The sequence below is a fragment of the Paenibacillus sp. FSL L8-0638 genome (assembly GCF_038593075.1).
GTDB lineage: Bacteria > Bacillota > Bacilli > Paenibacillales > Paenibacillaceae > Paenibacillus > Paenibacillus polymyxa_D.
In genome coordinates this window covers 2,945,742-2,966,942 of the sequence record NZ_CP151960.1, presented here as the reverse complement: position 1 = coordinate 2,966,942, position 21,201 = coordinate 2,945,742, and the positions used below count along the sequence as shown (strand labels likewise).

Sequence of the window (21,201 nt, the reverse complement as noted above, 5' to 3'; positions counted from 1 at the left end):
TCGCTAAAGTTTGATCAAGTTGTAAACAAAATGTCACAACGGACGTAACCGTTTTATCGCAAAACAACCTTATTCACAGTTGATCACTGGAATAGGGCTGTTTGGAAATCACTCAGGGTTTGCTGGGAACTGCATTAAAAATCGAATTGGCCAGTAGTCGGAATTGATGCTGCGGATGAGCGCCATTGGTTAGATCGTTGGAGAAAACTGTAATATTCTTTTTGTTTTCCATATAGGTGAAGGCCATGATCTTTCCTCTTGCAGCTTCGTGACCTGGCCACCAGCCCGCTTTGAAGAAGTTTTCTTTATTGCTAATGGTTGCAAGAACTTTTGCAGCTTTAGGTAGCTTCGTAATGTAAGAACCTGTAACGGTGTAGAAATATTCTTCGTTATCGTAAGGGGCTGTAATCACATGATCCTGTTTGACATTCGCCAGGAACACCCCTTCGTATCTTTCCCATGTTGGTCCAGCAAACACAAATTGAGGAATCCAGTTTTTCACGTTACCCATCCCCATATTTCCATAAGCAATGTATGGCTTTCCTTTCTCAACAAGTTTGTCGGAATCGAATGTATTCACGAGCACATCGGCATGCTGCTGATCATCGGTCACTTTAAAGCCGAAATTTTTGAGCACATAAGCTGGTTCCCCGAGAGCGGCTACCGTAGGAGGTTTAAGAACTTTGCCAACGGGTTTGTTATTCCCGAATGCCGTGACATCAAGATAGTATTTTGACACTAGCGGATGCAGATCATCATAGGCCACTGCAAAGTCACCCGCTTCATATCCTGTTCCGCTTTTGGATAGCATCGTAACCACTTTGCCGGATTTAAGCAATTCATTAACGGTTTTGATGGCATCGTTATTGGTGTTTCGGATTAACACATAGGCAGAATGATTCGGCATTGGTGTGGCCGGGATCGATACGGAAGTCACCGGAGAAGTTTTGCCCGCAAACACGCCGGCTTCTCTAATCACATCACGTTCAAATCCTCGCATGACGGGAAAGTCCTGCACAATCTCGCCAGCTACGGAAGCATAATCTGAGACGTTAATACCATCATATAAAACCATGTTTGCAATGCCGCGCTCAGCCTGGTGCATGTTTATGATAAATGAACCCGCGGGGTAGGTCTTGCCAGCAGTACTTACAGCCTCTGTCGAGCGTTCAACCGTTACTCCATTGCGGATAAGATACTCAATCATCCGATAGGCTTCCAGCGGATTTTTTTGAAGACTTTTATCGGTCGGCAAAACGTAATACTCAGGAAAAAAATTCTCATTACCGTGACGGGGGCGACCAATGACTTGATTTTTTACATTGACTAGATACCGATCTACGGCATGATCATCGATATTATTAACTCCACGTTCATATACTTTTAACTGATTCAAAAATAACTTTTCTTTCTTTTGCATAACATAATCGGTTGCTGCAGCGACACTATAATACAATGCTTTGGTGGACTCTTCATTCGATTCAGGTGTTTCCAGCGTATGTCCCATTGCACCATGGTGCATGGCGAAGACAGCTGTATAGGCTGGAGACGCATCGTCCCATCCTGAAGAAGTCCCCTTGGAAACATATTTAGGATTTTCGACCGTTTTACGATGTTCTTCATAAGGAATATGGTAGTAATCATACTTTGTGTTTGCTATACCTGCTTCACCCATCGCTTTTGCCTGTTCTACCATGTTATCCATAAGCAAATCGTACTCAATATTCGGATCGTGAGGCGGTGTGGTAGGCTCGATCAGAAAATTCTTATCAAACCCATGCAGATCTAGGAAAGAAATCGGCGACCACTTGGCGATTTGCTCTGTGACACTGCGTGTTTCAGGCTGGGTTTGATAGGAATTATCCCGATTCAAGTCAAAATATTCAGCATTTGCACGTTCGGTATGAACCCTTCCATCCGGATTTTCCGTATACAGGAACAGGAAAAATACATGATCAAGCGCATCATCCATATTCAGAGTTACTGTACTCGATTTTCCATTGGATGAGGTCGTTTTGTACGTAACATTTTTATCGAGGGCCATGGTCTTAAAATAATTGATAATCGCATCAAAGCCCGGCGCTTCATTTGGATGAATATTGTTGATCCAGATGGGCACTTGATAATCTCCGAATGCACCTGATTTAATATCGTTCTCCAGCTTTGCAGGATGATTCAGCATGTCAGGATGAGTTACATTCTGATATTTGTCAATCGTTGCTTGATCTTTGGCAACCACAGTCATATAAATATCGCGGCCTTCAACGGATTTACCGATCGACATCGTTTTAATGTATCTGTTGTTTTTTTGAGCTGCCTGTGCCGTAATCGCATCAATCTCCGGCTTCAGTTCATCATAGGTACGGAAGCTGTCGTATGGGACCAACTTAATGGGGGCCTGGGCAACGGTTTTGCCGTTGACTGCTGCAGCCAGTTCATAGGTTCCCATCAATGAGGCGTACAGTGGACGCTGCAGACTCGGTTCGGCAAGATTATCCGTACCGTAAGTAAGACCGAAATTGATATTGGCAGTGACTTCTCCGTTGTCTGCTTTGACCTGAGTAACGGTGATAAAGGGGGCACCCTTGTAATCGCGATCCTTGTACGATTTCCATTCCGATAATGGCTTGCCACCATATGTCCAGCTTATTTTCTTTATATCAGTATCCTTCGGAAGCTTGAATCTGGCTTTAATGCTTCTTTTCTTCGTCATGGATGCCAGATTGTTATCCAATTTCAGTGTCGGGGTATTTTTAACCTGCGTTGAAATTGTTTTTGTTGGTTCACTCTTATCGTTCAACAACGTGCTTTTTGCGCGTTGCGCAGCATCAGCCATAGCTATGTGCGGAGCAGTGATTTCCAGAAGCATGGCGGCGGATATGGTTAACGCCAAGCAGAACCTTACTATTGGTTTTGTACCCATTCTTTTTCCCCCTATGGATAACCGGAAGACCATGTTGTGCTCTTCTTTATTGACAAAGAGCATTTAACAGACTATTGTCCGGCAAATTACGATTTTATATATTCCAATCCTATTCAAGATCTGTTTTCTGCTTCTGCCCGGAAGGATTGTCTGTCATCGAATGAGAAGCGTCGGAGTTTATGGTACTTTGCACAAATTGCTTCAAATCAGTTCGACTTTTTACATCCAGAACAGCCGCTTTGCCCACATAAGTTTCTTTTAATAGCTTCATTGGCGGTATTTGTTCATTTCCCTTTAACGTACTTTGATACCCTACCGAAGCCAAATTCCACATATCGGAGACTGACAAATTGGTATCGATATACGGACTGATTTCCTCTAGAATGGAAGGAAGCTTCATAATGGAAGTCGTTGTTTTGACCTTCTCGGCTAATGCCGTAATAAATTCGCGCTGTCTTTCTGTTCTGGAATAATCGGACATGGCATCATGACGAAAACGGACATATTGAAGCGCCGTTTTGCCGTTGAAATGCTGCTGTCCCTGCTTTAAATTAATATCGTACTCATGCAGATCGGCCTTGCTTTCATAGTACATATCCTTTTCGACATAAAAATCGAGTCCGCCTACAGAGTCCACGAGTTTAATAAACCCCTGGAAATCGGTATATACATAAAAATGAACAGGCACCCCCAGCAATTCGCTGACTGCTTTCATCGCCGTATCCGGCCCATGCGTAACAGCGGTGTTGATTCGGTTTTTGCCGTATCCGGGAATATCCGTATAGGTGTCACGCAAAATCGAAAACACATGGATATGCTTATCGATAGGATTCAACGAAACGACCATCATGCTGTCGGATCTGGGTACCTCGCCCTTGGCGCTTCCACGGGCATCCACACCCATCAGCAAAATATTGACAGGCTCGGTTCCCTCCCATTCTGGAGTTTCCAGAGCTTCGGTATTATCGGTGCTTACATTAATGAACGGGGAGTTTGCCGGAGCCTTATTAAATCCTTCCAGCCCTTTGTAAATCGAAAAGAAATAATAAAAGATAAAGCTTACAGCAGTGACCACAAGTAACAATGTTACAATCAATATCCTCTTTTTCCTCTGTGTCATATCATTCTTCCTTTCCGGATGATGAACGCGCCTATCCCTTCTGTATTTAAGATTTTTGCAAGGCTGTTACGAGGAGTGAAGTGTAATATCGGCTACCATCTGGTTTTAAATGGACGCCATCTTTATAAAAGTATTCATCTTTGCCTACACTGGCTGAATACCAGTCCACCACGCTGACGTTGCTAAACTCATCGGCGACCTGTGCAATCGTGTCATTCACCGTGTTTTGCCATCCTTTCGGAACCCGGGTGGTCACCAAGATTACCTGTCTGGCTCCAGAAAGGGATTGCAGTACGTCGTGCAGTTGGTCTTTGCTAAACGGACCGTTGGTGCCGAGTTCGATAATGACTTGGTCTCCCAGTTTGTCTTGGACGGCTAATTCATTAATGACTTTTACAGCTTGAGACATCTGCCGGCCAACCTTGCCGTCTACCGTCATATTCGGAAGCTGCTCTTTTAAATAAGGCTCAATTCCGACCGTAACCGAATCTCCAATCATCGTGACGCCCTCGCCGTTTAAGGACAAGGATGGTCGAGCTTGTTCTCCGCTGGTACTGGAAGCCCTAGGATTTTGTGCAGCAGGCTGCATCGCATCAAGATTGTATAGAGAAGAATCCTTGCCGCGTGGTTCGTTATCATCCGAATTTTGCTTTGAATGTAGATGGAGCCCTATGGCTCCTATGACGATAAGAAGAATCATAAAACCCCATAAAGCCCTCACTTTTCCGACATTTTTTTTGTTCATACCTAGTTCATCCTTTCCTTTAACATGCTAGTAGGTTTTATCCTGTTTGATAGCATCAATCAAAACCGAGGCATAATACTGAGCTCCTTCTGGTTTCAGATGAACACCATCGTCATAAAATAGATCGTTGCGGTTTTCGCTGGCCGAATACCAGTCGATAAGTCGTACATTTTGAAATTCACCGGCAATTTCACGCAGATTGTCATTTACGGTATTCTGCCACCCTCTCGGTACTCTGGTCGTTATCAGATAAATTTGCCGAGAATCCTGTAGTGAAGTCAGCAAGGACTTCAGTTGACTCTGGTTAAACACGCCGTTGGTGCCGAGTTCAATAATAATTTTATTGCCAAGCTTGCCCTGTGCCTGCAGGTCATCAAGCACATTCCCAGCCTGTGACATTTGCCGTCCCACCTTGCCATCAATGGTCATACCGGGGAGCTGCTTTTCCAGAAACGGGGCGGCATCCAGAATGACGGAATCTCCGATCGCCGTGACCCCCTCTCCTTCTGCGGAATGTCCTGTATTTTCATCGGAAGGATTTTCATCGGAAAAGCCGGATTGCAGCTTTTCTGTCTGGACGGGTTCCCGGCTTACAGTTGCTGGCGCATCAGGCACAGGATCTGGTGAATTCGTCTTCCATGATGTCAGGACCAGAATAATGGCGATAACAATGACGACAAGGCCTAGTTGGCTGCCAGCGCCTGACCTGCGGAGTGATATTAGGCCTGCCCAAAAGGTCCCGCGGCGAATGGGCTCTTCGATGTATCTGTAGGAAAGACTCGCCATTATGAAACTGGCCGTTACCTGCAGAGCAATACGTATATAGCTGGCATCTTCGGTATTCACCACCGGACTTGACAAAATAATGATTGGATAATGCCAAATATACAGACTGTAAGATCGCTTACCGATCCAGTTCAGAGGCCGGCAGCCGAGCCATCGTTCCAGTCGATTGGCTGGATGAACAAGTACAGCAATAATAACTGCAGTAATAAGTGATAAATAAAGAAAACCGCCGCGATACAGCGAATCATCAAACTGGTTGGTCTGACCGATCATGATAAACAGCATTACAATGCCCAGCACGCCAGTCATATCCAGCATGGTCCGTGACGAAGAGGATACATTTTCGCTCAGTCTCCAGCTGGGCCAGATTATCGCCAGAGCCGCTCCGATCAAAATGGCAAACACCCGCGTGTCCGTCCCGTAATACACCCTGCTCGGATCTGTTCCGGGTTCGTATATAACGGCCATGGCTATGGCGGATACGGCGGCGCAACCCAGAATGTATAACATCAGTCTGCCTCGTCGCGGCGCAAGGCACAGACCGATCAGTAGAACAAGCGGCCAAATGACGTAAAACTGTTCCTCAATGGAAAGCGACCAGAGGTGCCCGATGGGAGAAGGCGGGCCAAAGCTCTCGAAATATGAAACATGATGAAAAATGAGATACCAGTTGTTTACGTAAAAAAGCGAGGATACAAAATGGCCTCTTAACGCCTGCAGTCTGGAGAAATCAGTAATTAAAAGCCACAGTGCCACTGCAGTCAGCATAAAGATCATGGCCGGCAGTAGTCTGCGCATTCGTCTGATCCAGAATTGCACAATGGAAAAACCGCTGTGCGTCCTCCATTCGAAAAGAATCTGATCCGTAATCAGATATCCTGATAGGACGAAGAAAATCTCCACCCCCAGCAGCCCACCTTCTGCCCATCTGAAATGAAGATGATAAGCAATAACAGCAAGCACAGAGATGGCTCTTAGCCCATCCAGGCCGGTCATATAACGTTTTATGGGTTGATTCAGGTGAAAATTTCGGTTTCCATTCACTATGGTCCATTCCTTGTCCTTATAGGCTAATGATCTTGCTTCATTTACTATAAAAAAAAGATGTCGCGAAAGTTTGATCAACATGTAAACAAATTGTCACAACGGTTGCAAAAAGAAAAACCTTATTCCGGCTGAACAACCGAAATAAGGTTTTTGACGTCTACAAACATGGCGATCCTTATCGCTATTTCAATTCAATGATCAATGACTCCTTGCTAGGAGAATCCGTTGACGCAGTCTGCGAGGAATCCAATTGTTTTTGTCCTTGAAGTAGTACACTTTTATTGTTCGGATTCCAGTATATATGCGTCGGCACAATTCCGCGATACACCGGTTCCTTATACAGTATATTTCTTCCCTGCACCTTGCCTACGTAAGTAACATTTTGATCATACTCGGTGTATGCGATATTTTTCCTGTCAGGCGAGAATTCAAAATCAAACACTTTTTCCAGAATGACGGAGAGCTCGCCGTTTCGCCGATCATATTCATACAGTGAATTATCCGTTCCGAGAAACACAAACTGGTCGTTATTCATCCAGGCTACTGAATCTCCACCAATCTGACGCTCGTATTGAAATTCAATATTCTTCCCGGAAACCTTCCCCATGGTTAGTATCTTTTTCTGACCTTTTTTTGCACCAAACAACTCCACCAGTATGCTGCGGCCATCATTTGCAATGTTAACACTCAAAAGCGTGTCTTCCTTCATAATGCCTTTTAACTGATACTTGCCAGAAGTTTGAGACCCCATATCGTAGATGTACAGGCTATCCGCTCCATTATCAAACGGATTTTCTACCAGGTAGCCGATATACGAACTGTTGGCCGACCAGGAAACATATTGTACATAAGACTCGTTTCTGGTGCTGATCCTGTCTATTTCCTTTTCCTTGCCATCCTGCAAGGAAATAAGCCTTAGGGTTGTCTCCGAGGAAGAACGAGAAAATTCGCAAATATATTTCCCATCGGGAGAAAGTGTCGTATTGGAAGTTACCTTACCGATTCCGGGTATAGCCATGCTCTGCTCATACGGATAAGTTAAACGTTCCACCGTGCCTCGCTTCAGTATGGTCATGGCTCCGAACGATGCGATAACGGCATTTCCAGACGACCATCCCAGCAGCTCCCCCCGATTTGCAAAACGATCCGGAAGCCGATATATTTTTTGGACCTGAAACGGCCGAGAGCTTTGATCGGTACTGGAAACTTCATTGCTGTCGGCGATGACGACGGTCTCTGTTTTTGGTTCTGAACCGCATCCTGACAGCAGTAATACCACGAGAGATAGGACCAGCAGCATTACAACATATCTATTGCCCATTATTCATTCTCCGTTCCCCGCGGTTTCCAGAGCTTTAAATTCTACCGTAACGATGGTTTCATTATGCTCGTTTGTAATCGAGATGGAACCCGCAAATTCTTCAACGATGGATTTCACAATGCTGAGCCCCAATCCTACACTCCCTTCCTCCGCACTGTCGGAATGAGCTGGATAAAATGGCTGTAACAGGTGTGACAGATGTTCTGCCTCAATCGGATCGCTTGGATTGCTGAAAATCAAGCGGATCTTTTCTTCTGCCCGTACTGCTGTTACCGTTACTACCGAAAACGGCAAACTGTATTTTAGTGCATTATCTATCAAGTTGATGAACAGCTGTCTGATTCTGTCCCTATCGGCCAACATCATCAATTCCTCATTCATCTCATATTCAATGGTCTTTTTATAGCGCTGTGCCCGGATCATCATCGATTCACACACATCCTGCAGGATTAGCCCGATATCTACCCGATCAAGCTCATTGATCATGATATTTTTGCGTGAAACTTCCAGTAGTTTTAGCACCATCGTATGCAGGCGCTTGCTCTCCTCGATAATATGATTCATCCCTTTGTCAAAAAAAGCACGGTCCTTCTCACCGTTCATTCTGATCAGCTCCGCATATCCCAGAATGGAGGTTAATGGCGTTTTCAGTTCGTGAGTAATATTGTCAAAAAAGCGCTTTTCCTGCTGGTGAAGCTCTTTCAAATGGTCCCGGTCCTTCTCAATAATATGAATCTGTCTACTAATTTGATCAATCATATCGTTAAAATTCTCAGCCAGTCGGCCAATTTCATCCCTGCGTTTAAAGTGAATGCGGATATCCAGATTCCCGTTTTTCACCTCGGTGGAGGCTTGCGTCAGTCTGGACAGCGGGATGGTAATATGCCTCGAAAGAATATAGGAAAACAGAAAAGCTGCCGCAAAAATCGCCAGGGCAATATAGAGGGTAATCTCCCGAATCTGTCCGGTTTGTTCGTAAAGTGAGCTGAAATCTTTGTAAAAACGCAGTATGCCCACCTTTGAACCGTCTATAACAACCGGATAGGAGAAAAGGACAGTCGTCTTATTACGATCATAAGTAATGCTGTACGCTGTATTGCCACCAATCGCCTGCTGCAGATCGCTTTGCATGTGCTGCTGGAAAATGGAGCTGTCCGGGGCATAAAGCAATTTGCCCTCCACCGTATACACGCCAACACTGCTGTCCGTGGTATGGTTCAGATTAGTTGCTATTTCCCTCGCAATTTCTCCAAAATACAGCTCATTGCTGCTGAAATGGTTAATCAGGAAAGCCTGACGCACATACACATTGCTGTTATTTTTCAGTCCGATCAGTTCGGAGGTAACCAGATTCTGATTGCTTGTCCGGATAAATTCCTTGACTGTCTGATTGAGCACGACAAAAGAAAGCGAAAAAATCAGAAAAAAACCGATCAGGAATTTGATGCTGATTTTACGTATCATGCTTATCCACCCATTTTTTTAAATTTGTACCCGATTCCGAAGACGGTAGTAATGCATTCGGTGGCGTCCAGCTTTTTGCGGAGTCTCTGGATATGCGTATCAACCGTACGGGTATCTCCGGCAAAATGATAACCCCACACCAGATCAAGCAGTTCGGAACGTGTAAAGGTTTTGCCCTGATGTTTAACCAGCATCATAAGCAGATCAAATTCCTTGGGGGTCAATTCAACGGGACGGCCTTCTATTTGGACGAGTCGTTCTTCTTCGATCACTTCAATATTGTCAAACCGAATGACGGCTTTCGTAGCTTCTTCCCTTTCCGAGCTGTTCGCCTGCTCCACTCTGCGCAAAATGGTTCGAATGCGTGCAACAACTTCGCGCAGATCAAAAGGCTTGGTAATATAATCATCGGCACCGAATTCAAGGCCTAGAATTTTATCGGTAATATCCGATTTGGCCGTAATCATGCAGATCGGTATGTTATAGTCCGTTGTCACCTTTTTGCAAATGTCTAGACCGCTCTGGTCAGGTAGCATCCAATCTAACAGCAGCAAATCGGGCTGAAACGACTGCAGCTCATGCATTCCCGTTGCTCCACTGGCCGCTGTGCGTGTCTGGAACCCCTCCATAGAAAGCCCGTACGAAAGCAAGTCGGCAATCGGGGCATCATCTTCGATAATAAGAATCTTTGCTTTATTCATCGTAATCCTCATCTCTTTTTTTAATACGGTAGGTTTATGACATTGTCCATTATATTAATCATTCAGGGGAAAACAATCAAATGTATATTGTAAATCCTCATACCCACTATCAGCATATAGCCCCACCTTTTCTGTTTTAAGAAGCCGTACCATGAGCGTTTTTCGATAAAAACTTAAGCAACATAAGCGATAAACAAACTAAGGTTGCTTATAGGAAGTTCATCCCAGTTCCAGCTGTTATTGGCCTATTCGAAAGGTCAATCATAAATAACGAAATCTTCGCCTGATGTGAAAGTGATGTGTCCGTTGTTTTGGAATAGCTGTTTGTTACCTAGCCAGCATTTTGTCCAACAAGTCCTCCAGCTCGGTTGAAGGTCGTTGTGACTGAACCCGTTGAGTAAGAATTGCTCACGGTTCCGTTAGAATTGTATCCGACTAAACCACCAGCGCGGGACAGTCCATCCACTTGGCCAGTCGCATAACTTTGGCTGACGGTGCCTTGAATATTATAGCCTGCAATTCCTCCAACATATCCAGTAGATTTGGTTCCCCTCACGTTGACAGTCGATATAGACTTAGTAATCGACGCGTTGTTAACACCCGACCAGACCACTCGCATAATCATAGGTGCCCTCTCCGAGCGCTTCTACACTGCCGGATGCAAATACATTACTGATTTGACCGAAACTTGTACCAGTAACACTTCCTACGTTCCTATTTCCGATTATGTTAACATCCATTAACCGAACGTTACGAACAATACCTGTAGCCATTAAATTGCCAAAAAAACCGACATTCATTGACAAGGGCTGATTAATCGTCAAGCCGGAAATCGTGTATCCGTTCCCATCGAACACACCCGAGAAATTGGCAATCGGGTTCCAAGTACAATCCGTTAATTGGATATTAGCACCCAATTTGTAATAAGCGTTCGGATTAGTCCTGATATCATCCAGCATCGCCGCTGTCGTGATGATATAAGGGTTCTGTTCCGTACCGTTTCCCGTTCCGTAAAAAGCATGTGCCCGTGAAGGGGCGACGGGAACAATAGCTGCGGCAAGAATAATGACCACTAGGATTAATTTTAAATAAGAAGTAAGCTTTTGGTTTAGACGAAATTCCTTAATTAATGGTAACAATAAAAGTTCCTCCTTCTTATGCGACAAATAAAATCATCTGAATTGTTTAGGCTAATGCCACCTCATCTCATATAGTACTAAGTACAGCAACGCTATTTTCTCTCAAGGAAAAATTTAAATTTAAGCATGAAAAATAACCGTTCATTGAAAGAACGGTTACCCGCTTTTCAGTTTGTTTTATCGCCGCTGCCTTAAATAACATTCCCCTGGCCTACTAAAATCAGGATGCGATTATATGCATTGCAATATCGACATACATTAAATAAATATTATATATGAAACGATGCTGCTTTCCTGTTCACACAATCACTGTCTCCTTTGTAGGTTTTGGCTGTTATTTTGATACGAAGATTTTAGCATGGTATGACTGAACAAATTTTGAACATTCACACTTCTGCTTCTTCGAAGAATGCTCTAATCATAAACCTGGCTTAGATATTAATGAACCGAGAAGACTCAGCTGATATGTGACGGTTTCATTGCCCCTAAAGCCTCCATTTAGACGACTTCTAGAGCAACTTTGTATTGTCTACCAACAACAGCAAGCCACTAATCCTAGACTAACAGATTAGTGGCTTGTTCGTGGAGTTTATAAGGGACTCATATTAAAGTTCTCAGCGGAGTTTCTTGTTCAACGGGTCCTTAAATTTCTTTCCCATTTGACTCAACAACTTTTTTGTACCAATAAAAAGAATCTTTTTTATAATGCTTTAATTGTTTGATATCATCATCTGTTCGATCTATATAAATTAATCCATACCGTTTTTTATATCCGTTACTAGTGGATAATAAATCGATGGCAGACCACGGATTATAGGAAATGACCTTTACACCAAAATCAATCGCTTTTTTAACTGCGAGGATATGTTTTTTCAAATAATCAATTCTGTAATTATCATGAATCCTCCCATCAATGGTCAACTCGTCGTATGCACCAAGACCATTCTCTGTGATCATCAAGTGCATATTATATCTTGTATAAATATCACGCAAAATGTATTCCAGTCCAGTTGGATCTATAGCCCAGTCTGTAGTCTCCAGAGCAGGATTCTCGCACATTTCATAGAAGCCCGGATGTGTTTCGTAGCCAGATATTTCTCCCTTGATACCAGAGACATTAACTCCCGACCACTGTTCATCGGCAACCTCTGGACAGGCTTTGGCTGTGTCACTGGCATAGTAATTCAGAGTCAAAAAATCAGATTTTAAATATGAGTGGTTGATTTCAAATGGTTTTTCGCAATAATTTGTTACCTCTGGATCCATTCCAATTAATACCTAGTGATCATATTCTAGCTCTCCATAAAACGTGACTTCTCAGTTAAGCTTCTTACTAAAAGCAAACCATCTATTTACCCCAATCTTATTTAACTTGGTAGGTGTGTACATACATTCACCCCATTATGGGAGAAATTGTATCAATGGAATGATTCGTCAAATACTTCAATATTCCTTTTTCTAAGAGAATCTAATTATGTCGAAATAAATCCTATAATTTCGATTAAAGCGAAATTATCTTATGTCATTCCCATAAGTAACTCTATCTAATAGCCGCCGCTTTAAATATTACAAATTCCTCGTAAGGGATAAACTTGTTGTCACTGTACAGTTGCGCCATGCTGCACTTGACGTGTATATTTTCCCCACATATAATTGAAGTCAATAAAACACATGAACAATTGATCATATGTTAATAAAATAGAAAGCTGGGATATGTATGGCAGGACATAATCATGGACATCGACACAACAATAAAAAAGTTTTGCTGATCTCCTTCATCATCATCACTACTTACATGCTGGTCGAAGCTTTTGGTGGATTTATTACCAATAGTTTAGCTTTGTTCTCGGATGCAGGTCATATGTTATCGGATTCTCTTGCGTTGGCGATCGCTTTGTTCGCGTTTAAGTTTGGAGAGAAAGCTGTCAATAAGGAAAAAACCTTTGGTTACAGGAGATTTGAAATATTGGCTGCAATGCTAAACGGTGTTACTCTGATTGCGATTGCCTTATACATTTTTTACGAAGCGATTGAAAGGTTTATAAATCCTCCAGAAGTAGCTACAGTAGGGATGCTAGTTATCAGTATTGTTGGCCTGTTCATTAATATACTCGTTGCCTGGATTATGATGCGAGGTAGCGATACAGAGCACAACCTGAATATGAGAGGTGCTTATCTGCACGTCCTCAGCGATATGCTGGGATCTGTTGGAGCGATTATTGCCGCTCTTCTGATGATGTTCTTGGGATGGGGTTGGGCAGACCCACTTGCTAGTGTAATTGTCGCAGTACTTGTCCTTCGCAGTGGTTACTTTGTTAGTAAGTCTTCCCTGCATGTGCTTATGGAAGGAACACCCCGTAACATTGATGTAGAGGAAGTCGTACAAGCCATTTCGCAGTTCGAAGGTGTGAAAGCCGTACATGATGTGCATATTTGGTCAATTACTAGCAACTTAAACGCTCTGACTGCGCATATTGTAGTTGATGGAAATAAAACAGTGTATGAAACCGAGGCCCTACTGCATAGTATCGAGCATATGCTGGAGCATAAGAACATTCCTCACTCTACTTTGCAGATCGAGTCCGAACAGCATAGACACGATGAATCCATTTTGTGCACTATAGAGTCAGGTGCGCCGGATGCACATGCACATCATAGCCATTAATAAAAGGAGGACTGTTTGACTTTTTTGGAGCGGCTGAATCCTCGACCGCTCCCCTAAGTACCAATGCACTCCTTGGAAATTTGTTCTGTAGACTAAGATCCAAGTCTGTTAACGCAAAATGGGTCATTCCTTCTTAAATGGAGCGATGGCATTTAGTATAAACCTCATTATTTTCTCAAAAGTCAAATTCATACCTGAATCGAGATAATTCAAGTCTGCCCACCATCACAATACGGTTTTTCGTACGCATCTTTACCTACGCGATTGCCCTTTGATACGATTCAATCAGTGATTCAAGGTGACCTTATTATTTTTGAAATGGTGACTTTTCCGTTCTCTTTACATATTAATAGCACCTGAAGCTATTCCCTCTGACTTTTCCAATCCAAAAAAGAACTGACCGTCGTAGCTTCTTTCTTTTATATGTCCAGTAGTATATAAATAAAGATTAATAAAATGAGTGGACTGTTTAATCAGTGCCTTTCATAAAATTCTGAGTCAAATGGAGTGAAGTCTCTTTTAGAGTATTAATAAAAATACGTGTCGCAGCACTCAGGTATTTATCTTTCCTGTAGATAATTCCTATATATCGAGCAAGATTAACATTTAAAATGGGAATAATTCTGATACGAGGATGGTTAAGGTACTCTAAGTAAGGTCGCGGTAATATAGTTACCCCTATCCTATCTATAACCATATTAATTAAAGATTGCATGGTTGTAATTTCAAAGACCGGTTCTGGAATAAACCCCACATCTTTACAAGCTTTATTTATAAGCTGTCTTATAAAATATTGTTCAGGAAGTAAGATGGAAGGTGTTGTTTGCAAGACTTCTATACCTAATTTATCCTGATTCTCTAACGGGTGTCCAACAGGCACTGCAAACGCCATTTCCTCTCTATATAAAGAAATGGTTTCTAATTCATCCCCTTTCATAGGTAAAAAAACAATGCCTATATCCAGCTTATTTTCTAACAGTTGTTTTTGAATATCCCCAGTACGTAATCCAAACACAGATATCTTAACACCAGGATATAGATGATGAAAACTACGTAATGTGGGCGGAATGAGGTAATTTTCAACGGTTAACAAGGTGCCTATAGAAATGGTTCCTCTTTGAAGGCCATTTAGTTCATCTATTGAGGTTTTTGCCTGTTCCAGTTCATGAAAAATGTTACGTGTATACTTTAAGAGTAATTCCCCTGATTCCGTAAGAGCCGTCTTTTTACCAATGCGATCAAATAAAAGTGTGCCAATTTCATGTTCTAATAAACGAATTTGTTGACTTAAAGAAGGTTGAGAAATCCCTACCTTTTCTGCTGCTCTTGTAAAATGTAGCTCTTGGCACACAGCGTAAAAATATTCAAGTTGTCTTAACTCCATTCTTAAACCTCCTGATTTAAACGGTAATAGTTCCTACCTTTGCATTTTGCAAGTTCATTAACATGAATTTCAATAGGAATACTATAAACAATCTTAGATATTACATATTATATCATAGGTTAAACCTATGGTTATTATATAAATAATTGAATTGTACTATTGATTGAACTGTCTTAGACTATTAGTTGCACAGAGATCCAAGTAAAGTCTTTAATCCTAAAAGTATACATTCTTTAAACTGTGTAAAAATTTTGTGGGGGTGATGAGATGGGTAGTCAAAAAACAGAGATTATCTACTACAGTGAGTTTTTAATAAAGAGTAGGAAGCCTGCCGTTCGAGCATGTTCATGGAAATGGAAAGACATTTATCCATTACTCAATTAATCTGTATCGGAAGGCTTTCATTAAAGTGGCCGTGGAACATTGTCACTCATTCATAATCATACAGGGGATACGCATGGAACTTCATCAACTATGAAAGTAGTCGTCCAAATTTTTAAACCTGGTGGACATAATAAAGCTCATTGTCATACTAATGTAGCTCTCAATCTAGTATTTCAGGGCGAGGGTTATCGTGGATGGAGAAAAGATGGAATTGAAAAAAGGTGACCTATTCTTAGCTCCTCCTTGCTCTGCTCATGAGCATTGCAACACTTAACAAATAGAGGATGCTATTATTTACACGTTTCAAAATGTACCGGTTCTTACTTCAATGGGCACTTGGTTTTTAGAGAAACCGGTGGGTAGTACACCTCGTCACATAGTCAAACCAGATACACAAACAAAGAATAACTAGAAAAGATTAGTTAATACTTTTGGCCTGTAAGAATGTAACCAAACTTTAAACAACATGAACATAGAACAATTTTGTCATTCAAATATACCTTTTAAAAATTATCTGAAAGGATTTAGTATTTGACCTTATGTACAAATTAGTTCTTGTAATGTATATACACTGGAGGATATAACTGATGAAAAATTTTAATGTTGCTATTCCAACTCCCTTTCGTGATGATGAGAGCTTATATTTAGAAGGATTCAATCCTATTGTTAAACATTTAACAGATAACGGGATAGATTCACTACTTGTGTCTGCTACGACAGGCGAACAAAATTCAATGAGCATTGAAGAGCGTATCCATATTATTGATTATTTTAATCAACAAAAATTTGAAAATGTTGAACTGATGTTTGGCGTATCAGCTACAACAACAAGAAATGCAATAAAACTGGTTAAAAAGCTTGAGGAATCTGTTTTTGATTCTATTCTAATTCAGTTTCCACCTTACATTCAGCCGACACAACAACAAGCTATTTCTTATATCAATGAGCTGCTACAACATACCACCAAAAACGTTGTCCTTTATAATAATCCTTTCCGAACAGGATTTGAGCTAAGTGCTGAATCATTAAAGACTGTTATTAACCAGAAGTACTCTAACCTTGTAGGACTTAAAGAAGAGAGTGATGCCAAACGTCACCATAATACTGACTTACCAGATGATTTCATCATGTTCGCTGGTGGAGATGTAAATCTTATAGAAAAGATAATGAATGGATGTAATGGACTTTCTAGTATGGTAGGAAATGTTTACCCACAAGAAATCAAACAAATTTTTAATGACTTATTAATGAATAAACCAGTAGACCTTTGGAAGATAAAACAATTAATTAATAAAGTTACAAGTGGTCAAGCCATCATAAACATAAAAAATCACTATAATTCTTTAGGTATAAAAGTAGGGGCTTGTCGTTCTCCTATTAACTAACGGGAGAAGTCCAAAAATTCGCTTAATTTAATTAAAATGTTTAAAAGTAACCGTCAAGTAGAAAACAACATTTTATTATGTTCTCTGCTTTACGGTTACTATTGTGGAACAATATAGAAGTGTGGCAATCCAAACAATAAATGAATTGATTACCTAATTTAGAAAGCTTTAGTATTAAATACGGAGGATCTATAGCGATCATGGGTATTTCACAAAAAACCAATCAACTAGGACAACCGAAACCGGATCTAAAGCCTAGAATAGGATTACTTATTATAGGTATCATCCTAATGGGAGCCAATCTCAGAGCCCCACTAACTTCAGTGGGTCCACTAATAAATTCTATACGTGACAGTTTAGGCATATCTAGTATACTAGCAGGGACAATAACTACAGTACCTTTACTTACTTTTGCATTCTTATCCCCTTTTGCCCCTAAGTTAGCTCAACGTTTTAGTACGGAGTTTATCCTATTTATTTCTTTAATCTTATTAACCATTGGATTCGGAATACGTTCTTTTGGTGGTGTAATAACCTTATTTATAGGAACAATCTTAATTGGTTCATGTATTGCCATTGGTAATGTATTACTCCCCAGTCTCATTAAACATAACTTTGCACAAAATGTAGGAATGATAACAGGGATTTATATAGTCTCTATGAATTTATGTGGAGCTATTGGATCCGGTATAAGTATCCCCATCTCCTCAATATCAGGGTTAGGATGGTCAGGAGGTCTCGGATGCTGGGGAATCTTATCTCTTCTTACACTTTTCTTTTGGTTACCACTAACACAAAATCAACATAAATCTATTAGATTTGTACAAGCTAAAAAGAAAGTTAAATCTGTAAACTTATGGCATTCTAAACTAGCATGGAATGTCACGTTATTTATGGGGTTTCAATCCTTAATCTTTTATACCATGATAACGTGGCTTCCTGAAATTCTTGAACAAAAAGGGCTGAACACTCATGCAGCTGGCTGGATGTTGTCTTTAATGCAATTTGCTATGCTTCCTACTACGTTTATTGTCTCTATTTTAGCTGGACGTTTAAAGAAGCAGCATTCATTAGTACTGGTTTCAGTCGTCTTGCTTATTGGAGGGGTATTCGGTATCTTACACGGAAGCACGATCCTTATTCCAATATGGATAATTATGGTTGGAATTGGAGTGGGATTTGCCTTTAGTTTAGCTATGATGTTTTTTAGTTTACGTACTCAAGATACGAATGAGGCAGCAGAATTATCCGGTATGGCTCAATCATTAGGTTATCTTTTATCTGCTATCGGCCCTGTCTTATTTGGATGGTTGCATGATGTGACACATAATTGGAATACTTCCTTACTGATGTTAGTTTTAACTTCTGTTATTATCTTTATCACGGGTATAGGCGCAGGAAAAAATGAATATGTAGCATAGGATACCAGGCAGTAAACAAGAATACTTGGTTTTTAACCCAGTCTCAAAAACATTTGTTTTTGGGACTTTTTTGTAATTGGTATTAATATATAAAGGGGAATGGATAGTTGAAAACAAGAGAACTTCTTACCGACTGTCGCTATTTTATTGAACTAACGTTTCCCGTGAGTTGGACAAGATTATTAGAACTGAATGCTAATCCGTTGAATTTATGAATCCCAGTTCCAAATTTGGCGAGATCATTTCTTTATTTCCTGGGATCTTTCGAATTGATCCACTTAATCATTAAGCTCCCTGGAAATGATTTAGTTTCCTCACTCAAGCTCATGGAAGCGCTGCATGCTATTGTGCCGAACGGTACGACATATTTCTTGCAAATTACAATTAATATCTATTTTACACAACTAAGATAAGCCGTCCCCGACCATCAGCCTCCAGTCATTACATCGTATGGTAGTACCAACAGGGTATTCAAAATCACATTCACCAATAAGAAGAAGCCAAGCTTGCGACAAATGACACTAGAAGCAGGATTGCAAAAAGCATGAATGATTCATGTTTCTTTTCAGAATGGATAGAAGCTATGGCTTTCGCTGTTGCTTCTGTGGCTATCCTTCTGCCGATGTGTCTATGGCTTAAACCTATACTATACTTACAATCAAATATATAAAATCCTTATTAAATAAAGACTAAATAATAATTCAATCAAACTAAAAGAAATACGGGTTTTGTGAAGATGTCTTAGAAAACCCGCATAGCAACGTGGATTCTTCATGAGATTCCCAAATTATTTTGCTATATCAACCTCAGTAGATTTGTTTTCATTTGGACTATGAAATTCCATATCTCATGGACTCTTTGAATCCTTTGCTAAGAGTTGATCTCATTGATATAATGATTTAATGTTCAGTGACACAAAGTATTCCCCTTTAAAGGATATTATAAATCAGGTAAAATTCATCAATCTCACTGTATTTATCCCTGAGGCTACACTTAGGGAAGATTTGTGTCACTACAATTACTTAGTCCATATTCTCCCCATTTTTATCCAATGACAAAAATGTTCCTACATTAATGACGCAAAGTTACCTAAATAGGTTCACCGATTTCACATTGATCCTTGAAGTCCATTTGTCCATTTTGATTGCCTTGTAGCTGGCTGCCAGGGTATTGTTAAGTATCTTTTGAAACAAAAAAAGAACGACTACCTACTGGAAGCCGTATAAATCGTGCCAAACAGTTATTCTATTATTAACTCACCCTTAATTCTGTACTTCACCTTATTATTAGAATGCTCTTCTTCCCTCTTCACCATATGTATCTCAGGTTCAATCAAAAACTCTTTTGTACATAATTTACTTTCATTATTCAGATCTTTGTACACCAATATGATATTCAAACTGAATAAATCCAAGTTTTCATTAAATGCCTTTATGTTCAATAAGTATATGTACCATTTAGGAAGATGTATTTTTATACCGTGTTTTTCTGCGCCAACAGGATGAATCGTTCCCAATTCCTCAAAATGAAAATTGATTTCATGTTTGATATTTTCTACTTTATTAAATGAAATAACGACTTTTTCTTCTTCCTCAGAAAGATAAAATGAATGATTATCTTCATCATTGAAAGCGGTATGATCTTTCATAAAATCATTTAATTCATCAAAATCAACCGCAATCTCAACCATGACATTTTCTGCTGGGATATTTCCATGATTATAAACTTCTAGATAAATACTAGATTTATCGTCTTGAAACGATTCCTCCACACCACTTCCCCAGTCCTGAAAGAGTGACTGATGGAGTTCAACTTCAAATGTTTTAGACGGTATGGCTAAGTTTACTTTTCTACTATTCTTCTGTTCGTCAGTCGCCGTTTGATGACTCTTTTTCAATCGAAGCACAGCAAACACAGAAATGAATGTCGCTAATACTACTCCACCAATAGAAATGATTAGTACCAATAGTTGTATCTTCACCCATTTGTCCTCCGTTCTATTTTCTTCATTATACACTTTACCCACTTATTCACTATATCTATGAATGGTGTCTAACTGCTAAAGTCCTATGTTCGATCACACAAAGGTACCGTCAATGTTGCATAAAAAAGAACCCACGTTTTCATGGGTTTTAATCAGTCCATTATAAGAAAATCCGTCATAAGGCAAGCAGCTCTCCTTTTTCATCTAGCGCCCAAAAGCTTACATTACTTTCTCATAACCTCTTATCTACGAATTTCGCAAATATCTTTCAAATGTAAAGTATTCGCGAAAAAATTGACTATCCTGCCCTTTAGTTTAATAAAAGGGCGTCTGTCGCCGTCGATGAAATCCTATCGGGAATGTAACAATGTTCTTGTCACCCGACAAATGATAAATTGTCAATTAGCTGGAGAATATTATTTAAAAACACACCTAATACAAAATGCAACTCACCTCCATCTAGAAGTAAATGAACTTTGCCAAATTATTTTCTGATCTTGCTGATGAAAAATGGATATTTAGGGACCTTTTCGTATGATTTCCTATGTGAATGTGATATTTAGTATACTTATATATTCATTAAACTTGACTTTTGATGCCCATAATAAGAACGTGCATCACTAATCCCTTCTGCTCTTCTGCATTACAGGTAAATAAGCTCTTCACTACAAATCCAGACGACCAAACTCCCAACCTAACTTTCCTCATCTCTTTTGTAATCTGTCGTGCTGA

Annotated in this window: 15 protein-coding genes; 3 read left to right on the top strand and 12 right to left on the bottom strand. The window is 40.5% G+C overall.

Annotated features, from left to right (window positions below; genetic code table 11):
- Window positions 1-112: 112 nt before the first annotated feature.
- The 10 genes from MKY35_RS12790 to MKY35_RS12745 form a co-directional block, all read right to left on the bottom strand.
- Window positions 113-2,923, bottom strand: coding sequence for a M14 family metallopeptidase (locus tag MKY35_RS12790; protein WP_342443901.1), 2,811 nt, complete (start codon window positions 2,921-2,923; stop codon window positions 113-115).
- Between the two features lie 109 nt (window positions 2,924-3,032).
- Window positions 3,033-4,043 (bottom strand): LCP family protein, encoded by a 1,011-nt coding sequence (locus MKY35_RS12785; RefSeq protein WP_342443900.1) that lies wholly within the window; start codon window positions 4,041-4,043, stop codon window positions 3,033-3,035.
- A 46-nt stretch (window positions 4,044-4,089) separates the two neighbouring features.
- A complete protein-coding gene (locus MKY35_RS12780; protein WP_342443899.1) occupies window positions 4,090-4,788 on the bottom strand; it encodes a hypothetical protein in 699 nt (232 codons plus the stop codon).
- A gap of 27 nt (window positions 4,789-4,815) precedes the next feature.
- Entirely contained in the window at window positions 4,816-6,618 is a 1,803-nt protein-coding gene (locus tag MKY35_RS12775) for an acyltransferase family protein (RefSeq protein WP_342443898.1), read from the bottom strand.
- A 184-nt stretch (window positions 6,619-6,802) separates the two neighbouring features.
- The gene (locus tag MKY35_RS12770) at window positions 6,803-7,942 is read right to left on the bottom strand and encodes a hypothetical protein (protein ID WP_342443897.1); all 1,140 of its coding nucleotides are present in this window, start codon (window positions 7,940-7,942) and stop codon (window positions 6,803-6,805) included.
- Window positions 7,943-7,945: 3 nt separating this feature from the next.
- A complete protein-coding gene (locus MKY35_RS12765; RefSeq protein WP_342443896.1) occupies window positions 7,946-9,406 on the bottom strand; it encodes a HAMP domain-containing sensor histidine kinase in 1,461 nt (486 codons plus the stop codon).
- 2 nt (window positions 9,407-9,408) lie between these two features.
- Window positions 9,409-10,107 carry a response regulator transcription factor gene (locus MKY35_RS12760; RefSeq protein ID WP_342443895.1) on the bottom strand — a complete coding sequence of 233 codons (699 nt, stop codon included), beginning with the start codon at window positions 10,105-10,107 and terminating at the stop codon, window positions 9,409-9,411.
- A gap of 331 nt (window positions 10,108-10,438) precedes the next feature.
- Window positions 10,439-10,732, bottom strand: a complete 294-nt coding sequence (locus MKY35_RS12755; protein WP_342443894.1) for a GLUG motif-containing protein — start codon at window positions 10,730-10,732, stop codon at window positions 10,439-10,441.
- Complete coding sequence (locus MKY35_RS12750) at window positions 10,701-11,246, bottom strand: hypothetical protein (RefSeq protein ID WP_342443893.1); 546 nt, start codon at window positions 11,244-11,246, stop codon at window positions 10,701-10,703. Before MKY35_RS12750 ends, MKY35_RS12755 begins: the two co-directional genes overlap by 32 nt.
- A 642-nt stretch (window positions 11,247-11,888) precedes the next feature.
- Window positions 11,889-12,512, bottom strand: a complete 624-nt coding sequence (locus MKY35_RS12745) for a family 1 glycosylhydrolase (RefSeq protein WP_342443892.1) — start codon at window positions 12,510-12,512, stop codon at window positions 11,889-11,891.
- A 451-nt stretch (window positions 12,513-12,963) separates the two neighbouring features.
- Between MKY35_RS12745 and MKY35_RS12740 the strand changes: the two genes are divergently transcribed.
- Window positions 12,964-13,911 (top strand): cation diffusion facilitator family transporter, encoded by a 948-nt coding sequence (locus MKY35_RS12740; RefSeq protein ID WP_342443891.1) that lies wholly within the window; start codon window positions 12,964-12,966, stop codon window positions 13,909-13,911.
- A 469-nt stretch (window positions 13,912-14,380) separates the two neighbouring features.
- Here MKY35_RS12740 and MKY35_RS12735 read toward each other — a convergent pair whose 3' ends face one another.
- A complete protein-coding gene (locus MKY35_RS12735; protein WP_029515234.1) occupies window positions 14,381-15,295 on the bottom strand; it encodes a LysR substrate-binding domain-containing protein in 915 nt (304 codons plus the stop codon).
- Window positions 15,296-16,266: 971 nt separating this feature from the next.
- On the opposite strand from MKY35_RS12735, the gene MKY35_RS12730 reads away from it, so the two are divergent.
- Together MKY35_RS12730 and MKY35_RS12725 are read left to right on the top strand one after the other, a co-directional pair.
- Complete coding sequence (locus tag MKY35_RS12730) at window positions 16,267-17,064, top strand: dihydrodipicolinate synthase family protein (protein WP_029515236.1); 798 nt, start codon at window positions 16,267-16,269, stop codon at window positions 17,062-17,064.
- A gap of 200 nt (window positions 17,065-17,264) precedes the next feature.
- On the top strand, window positions 17,265-18,485 hold the full coding sequence (locus MKY35_RS12725; RefSeq protein ID WP_342443890.1) for an MFS transporter: 1,221 nt from the start codon (window positions 17,265-17,267) through the stop codon (window positions 18,483-18,485).
- Window positions 18,486-19,725: 1,240 nt separating this feature from the next.
- Here MKY35_RS12725 and MKY35_RS12720 read toward each other — a convergent pair.
- Window positions 19,726-20,466 (bottom strand): hypothetical protein, encoded by a 741-nt coding sequence (locus MKY35_RS12720; RefSeq protein WP_342446573.1) that lies wholly within the window; start codon window positions 20,464-20,466, stop codon window positions 19,726-19,728.
- Window positions 20,467-21,201 lie beyond the last annotated feature (735 nt).

Coding starts and splice junctions, on each gene's coding strand:
- MKY35_RS12790 (WP_342443901.1), bottom strand. CDS start 2,923: ATGGGTACAAAACCAATAGTAAGGTTCTGCTTGGCGTTAACCATATCC.
- MKY35_RS12785 (WP_342443900.1), bottom strand. CDS start 4,043: ATGACACAGAGGAAAAAGAGGATATTGATTGTAACATTGTTACTTGTG.
- MKY35_RS12780 (WP_342443899.1), bottom strand. CDS start 4,788: ATGAACAAAAAAAATGTCGGAAAAGTGAGGGCTTTATGGGGTTTTATG.
- MKY35_RS12770 (WP_342443897.1), bottom strand. CDS start 7,942: ATGGGCAATAGATATGTTGTAATGCTGCTGGTCCTATCTCTCGTGGTA.
- MKY35_RS12765 (WP_342443896.1), bottom strand. CDS start 9,406: ATGATACGTAAAATCAGCATCAAATTCCTGATCGGTTTTTTTCTGATT.
- MKY35_RS12760 (WP_342443895.1), bottom strand. CDS start 10,107: ATGAATAAAGCAAAGATTCTTATTATCGAAGATGATGCCCCGATTGCC.
- MKY35_RS12755 (WP_342443894.1), bottom strand. CDS start 10,732: ATGATTATGCGAGTGGTCTGGTCGGGTGTTAACAACGCGTCGATTACT.
- MKY35_RS12745 (WP_342443892.1), bottom strand. CDS start 12,512: ATGGATCCAGAGGTAACAAATTATTGCGAAAAACCATTTGAAATCAAC.
- MKY35_RS12740 (WP_342443891.1), top strand. CDS start 12,964: ATGGCAGGACATAATCATGGACATCGACACAACAATAAAAAAGTTTTG.
- MKY35_RS12735 (WP_029515234.1), bottom strand. CDS start 15,295: ATGGAGTTAAGACAACTTGAATATTTTTACGCTGTGTGCCAAGAGCTA.
- MKY35_RS12730 (WP_029515236.1), top strand. CDS start 16,267: ATGAAAAATTTTAATGTTGCTATTCCAACTCCCTTTCGTGATGATGAG.
- MKY35_RS12725 (WP_342443890.1), top strand. CDS start 17,265: ATGGGTATTTCACAAAAAACCAATCAACTAGGACAACCGAAACCGGAT.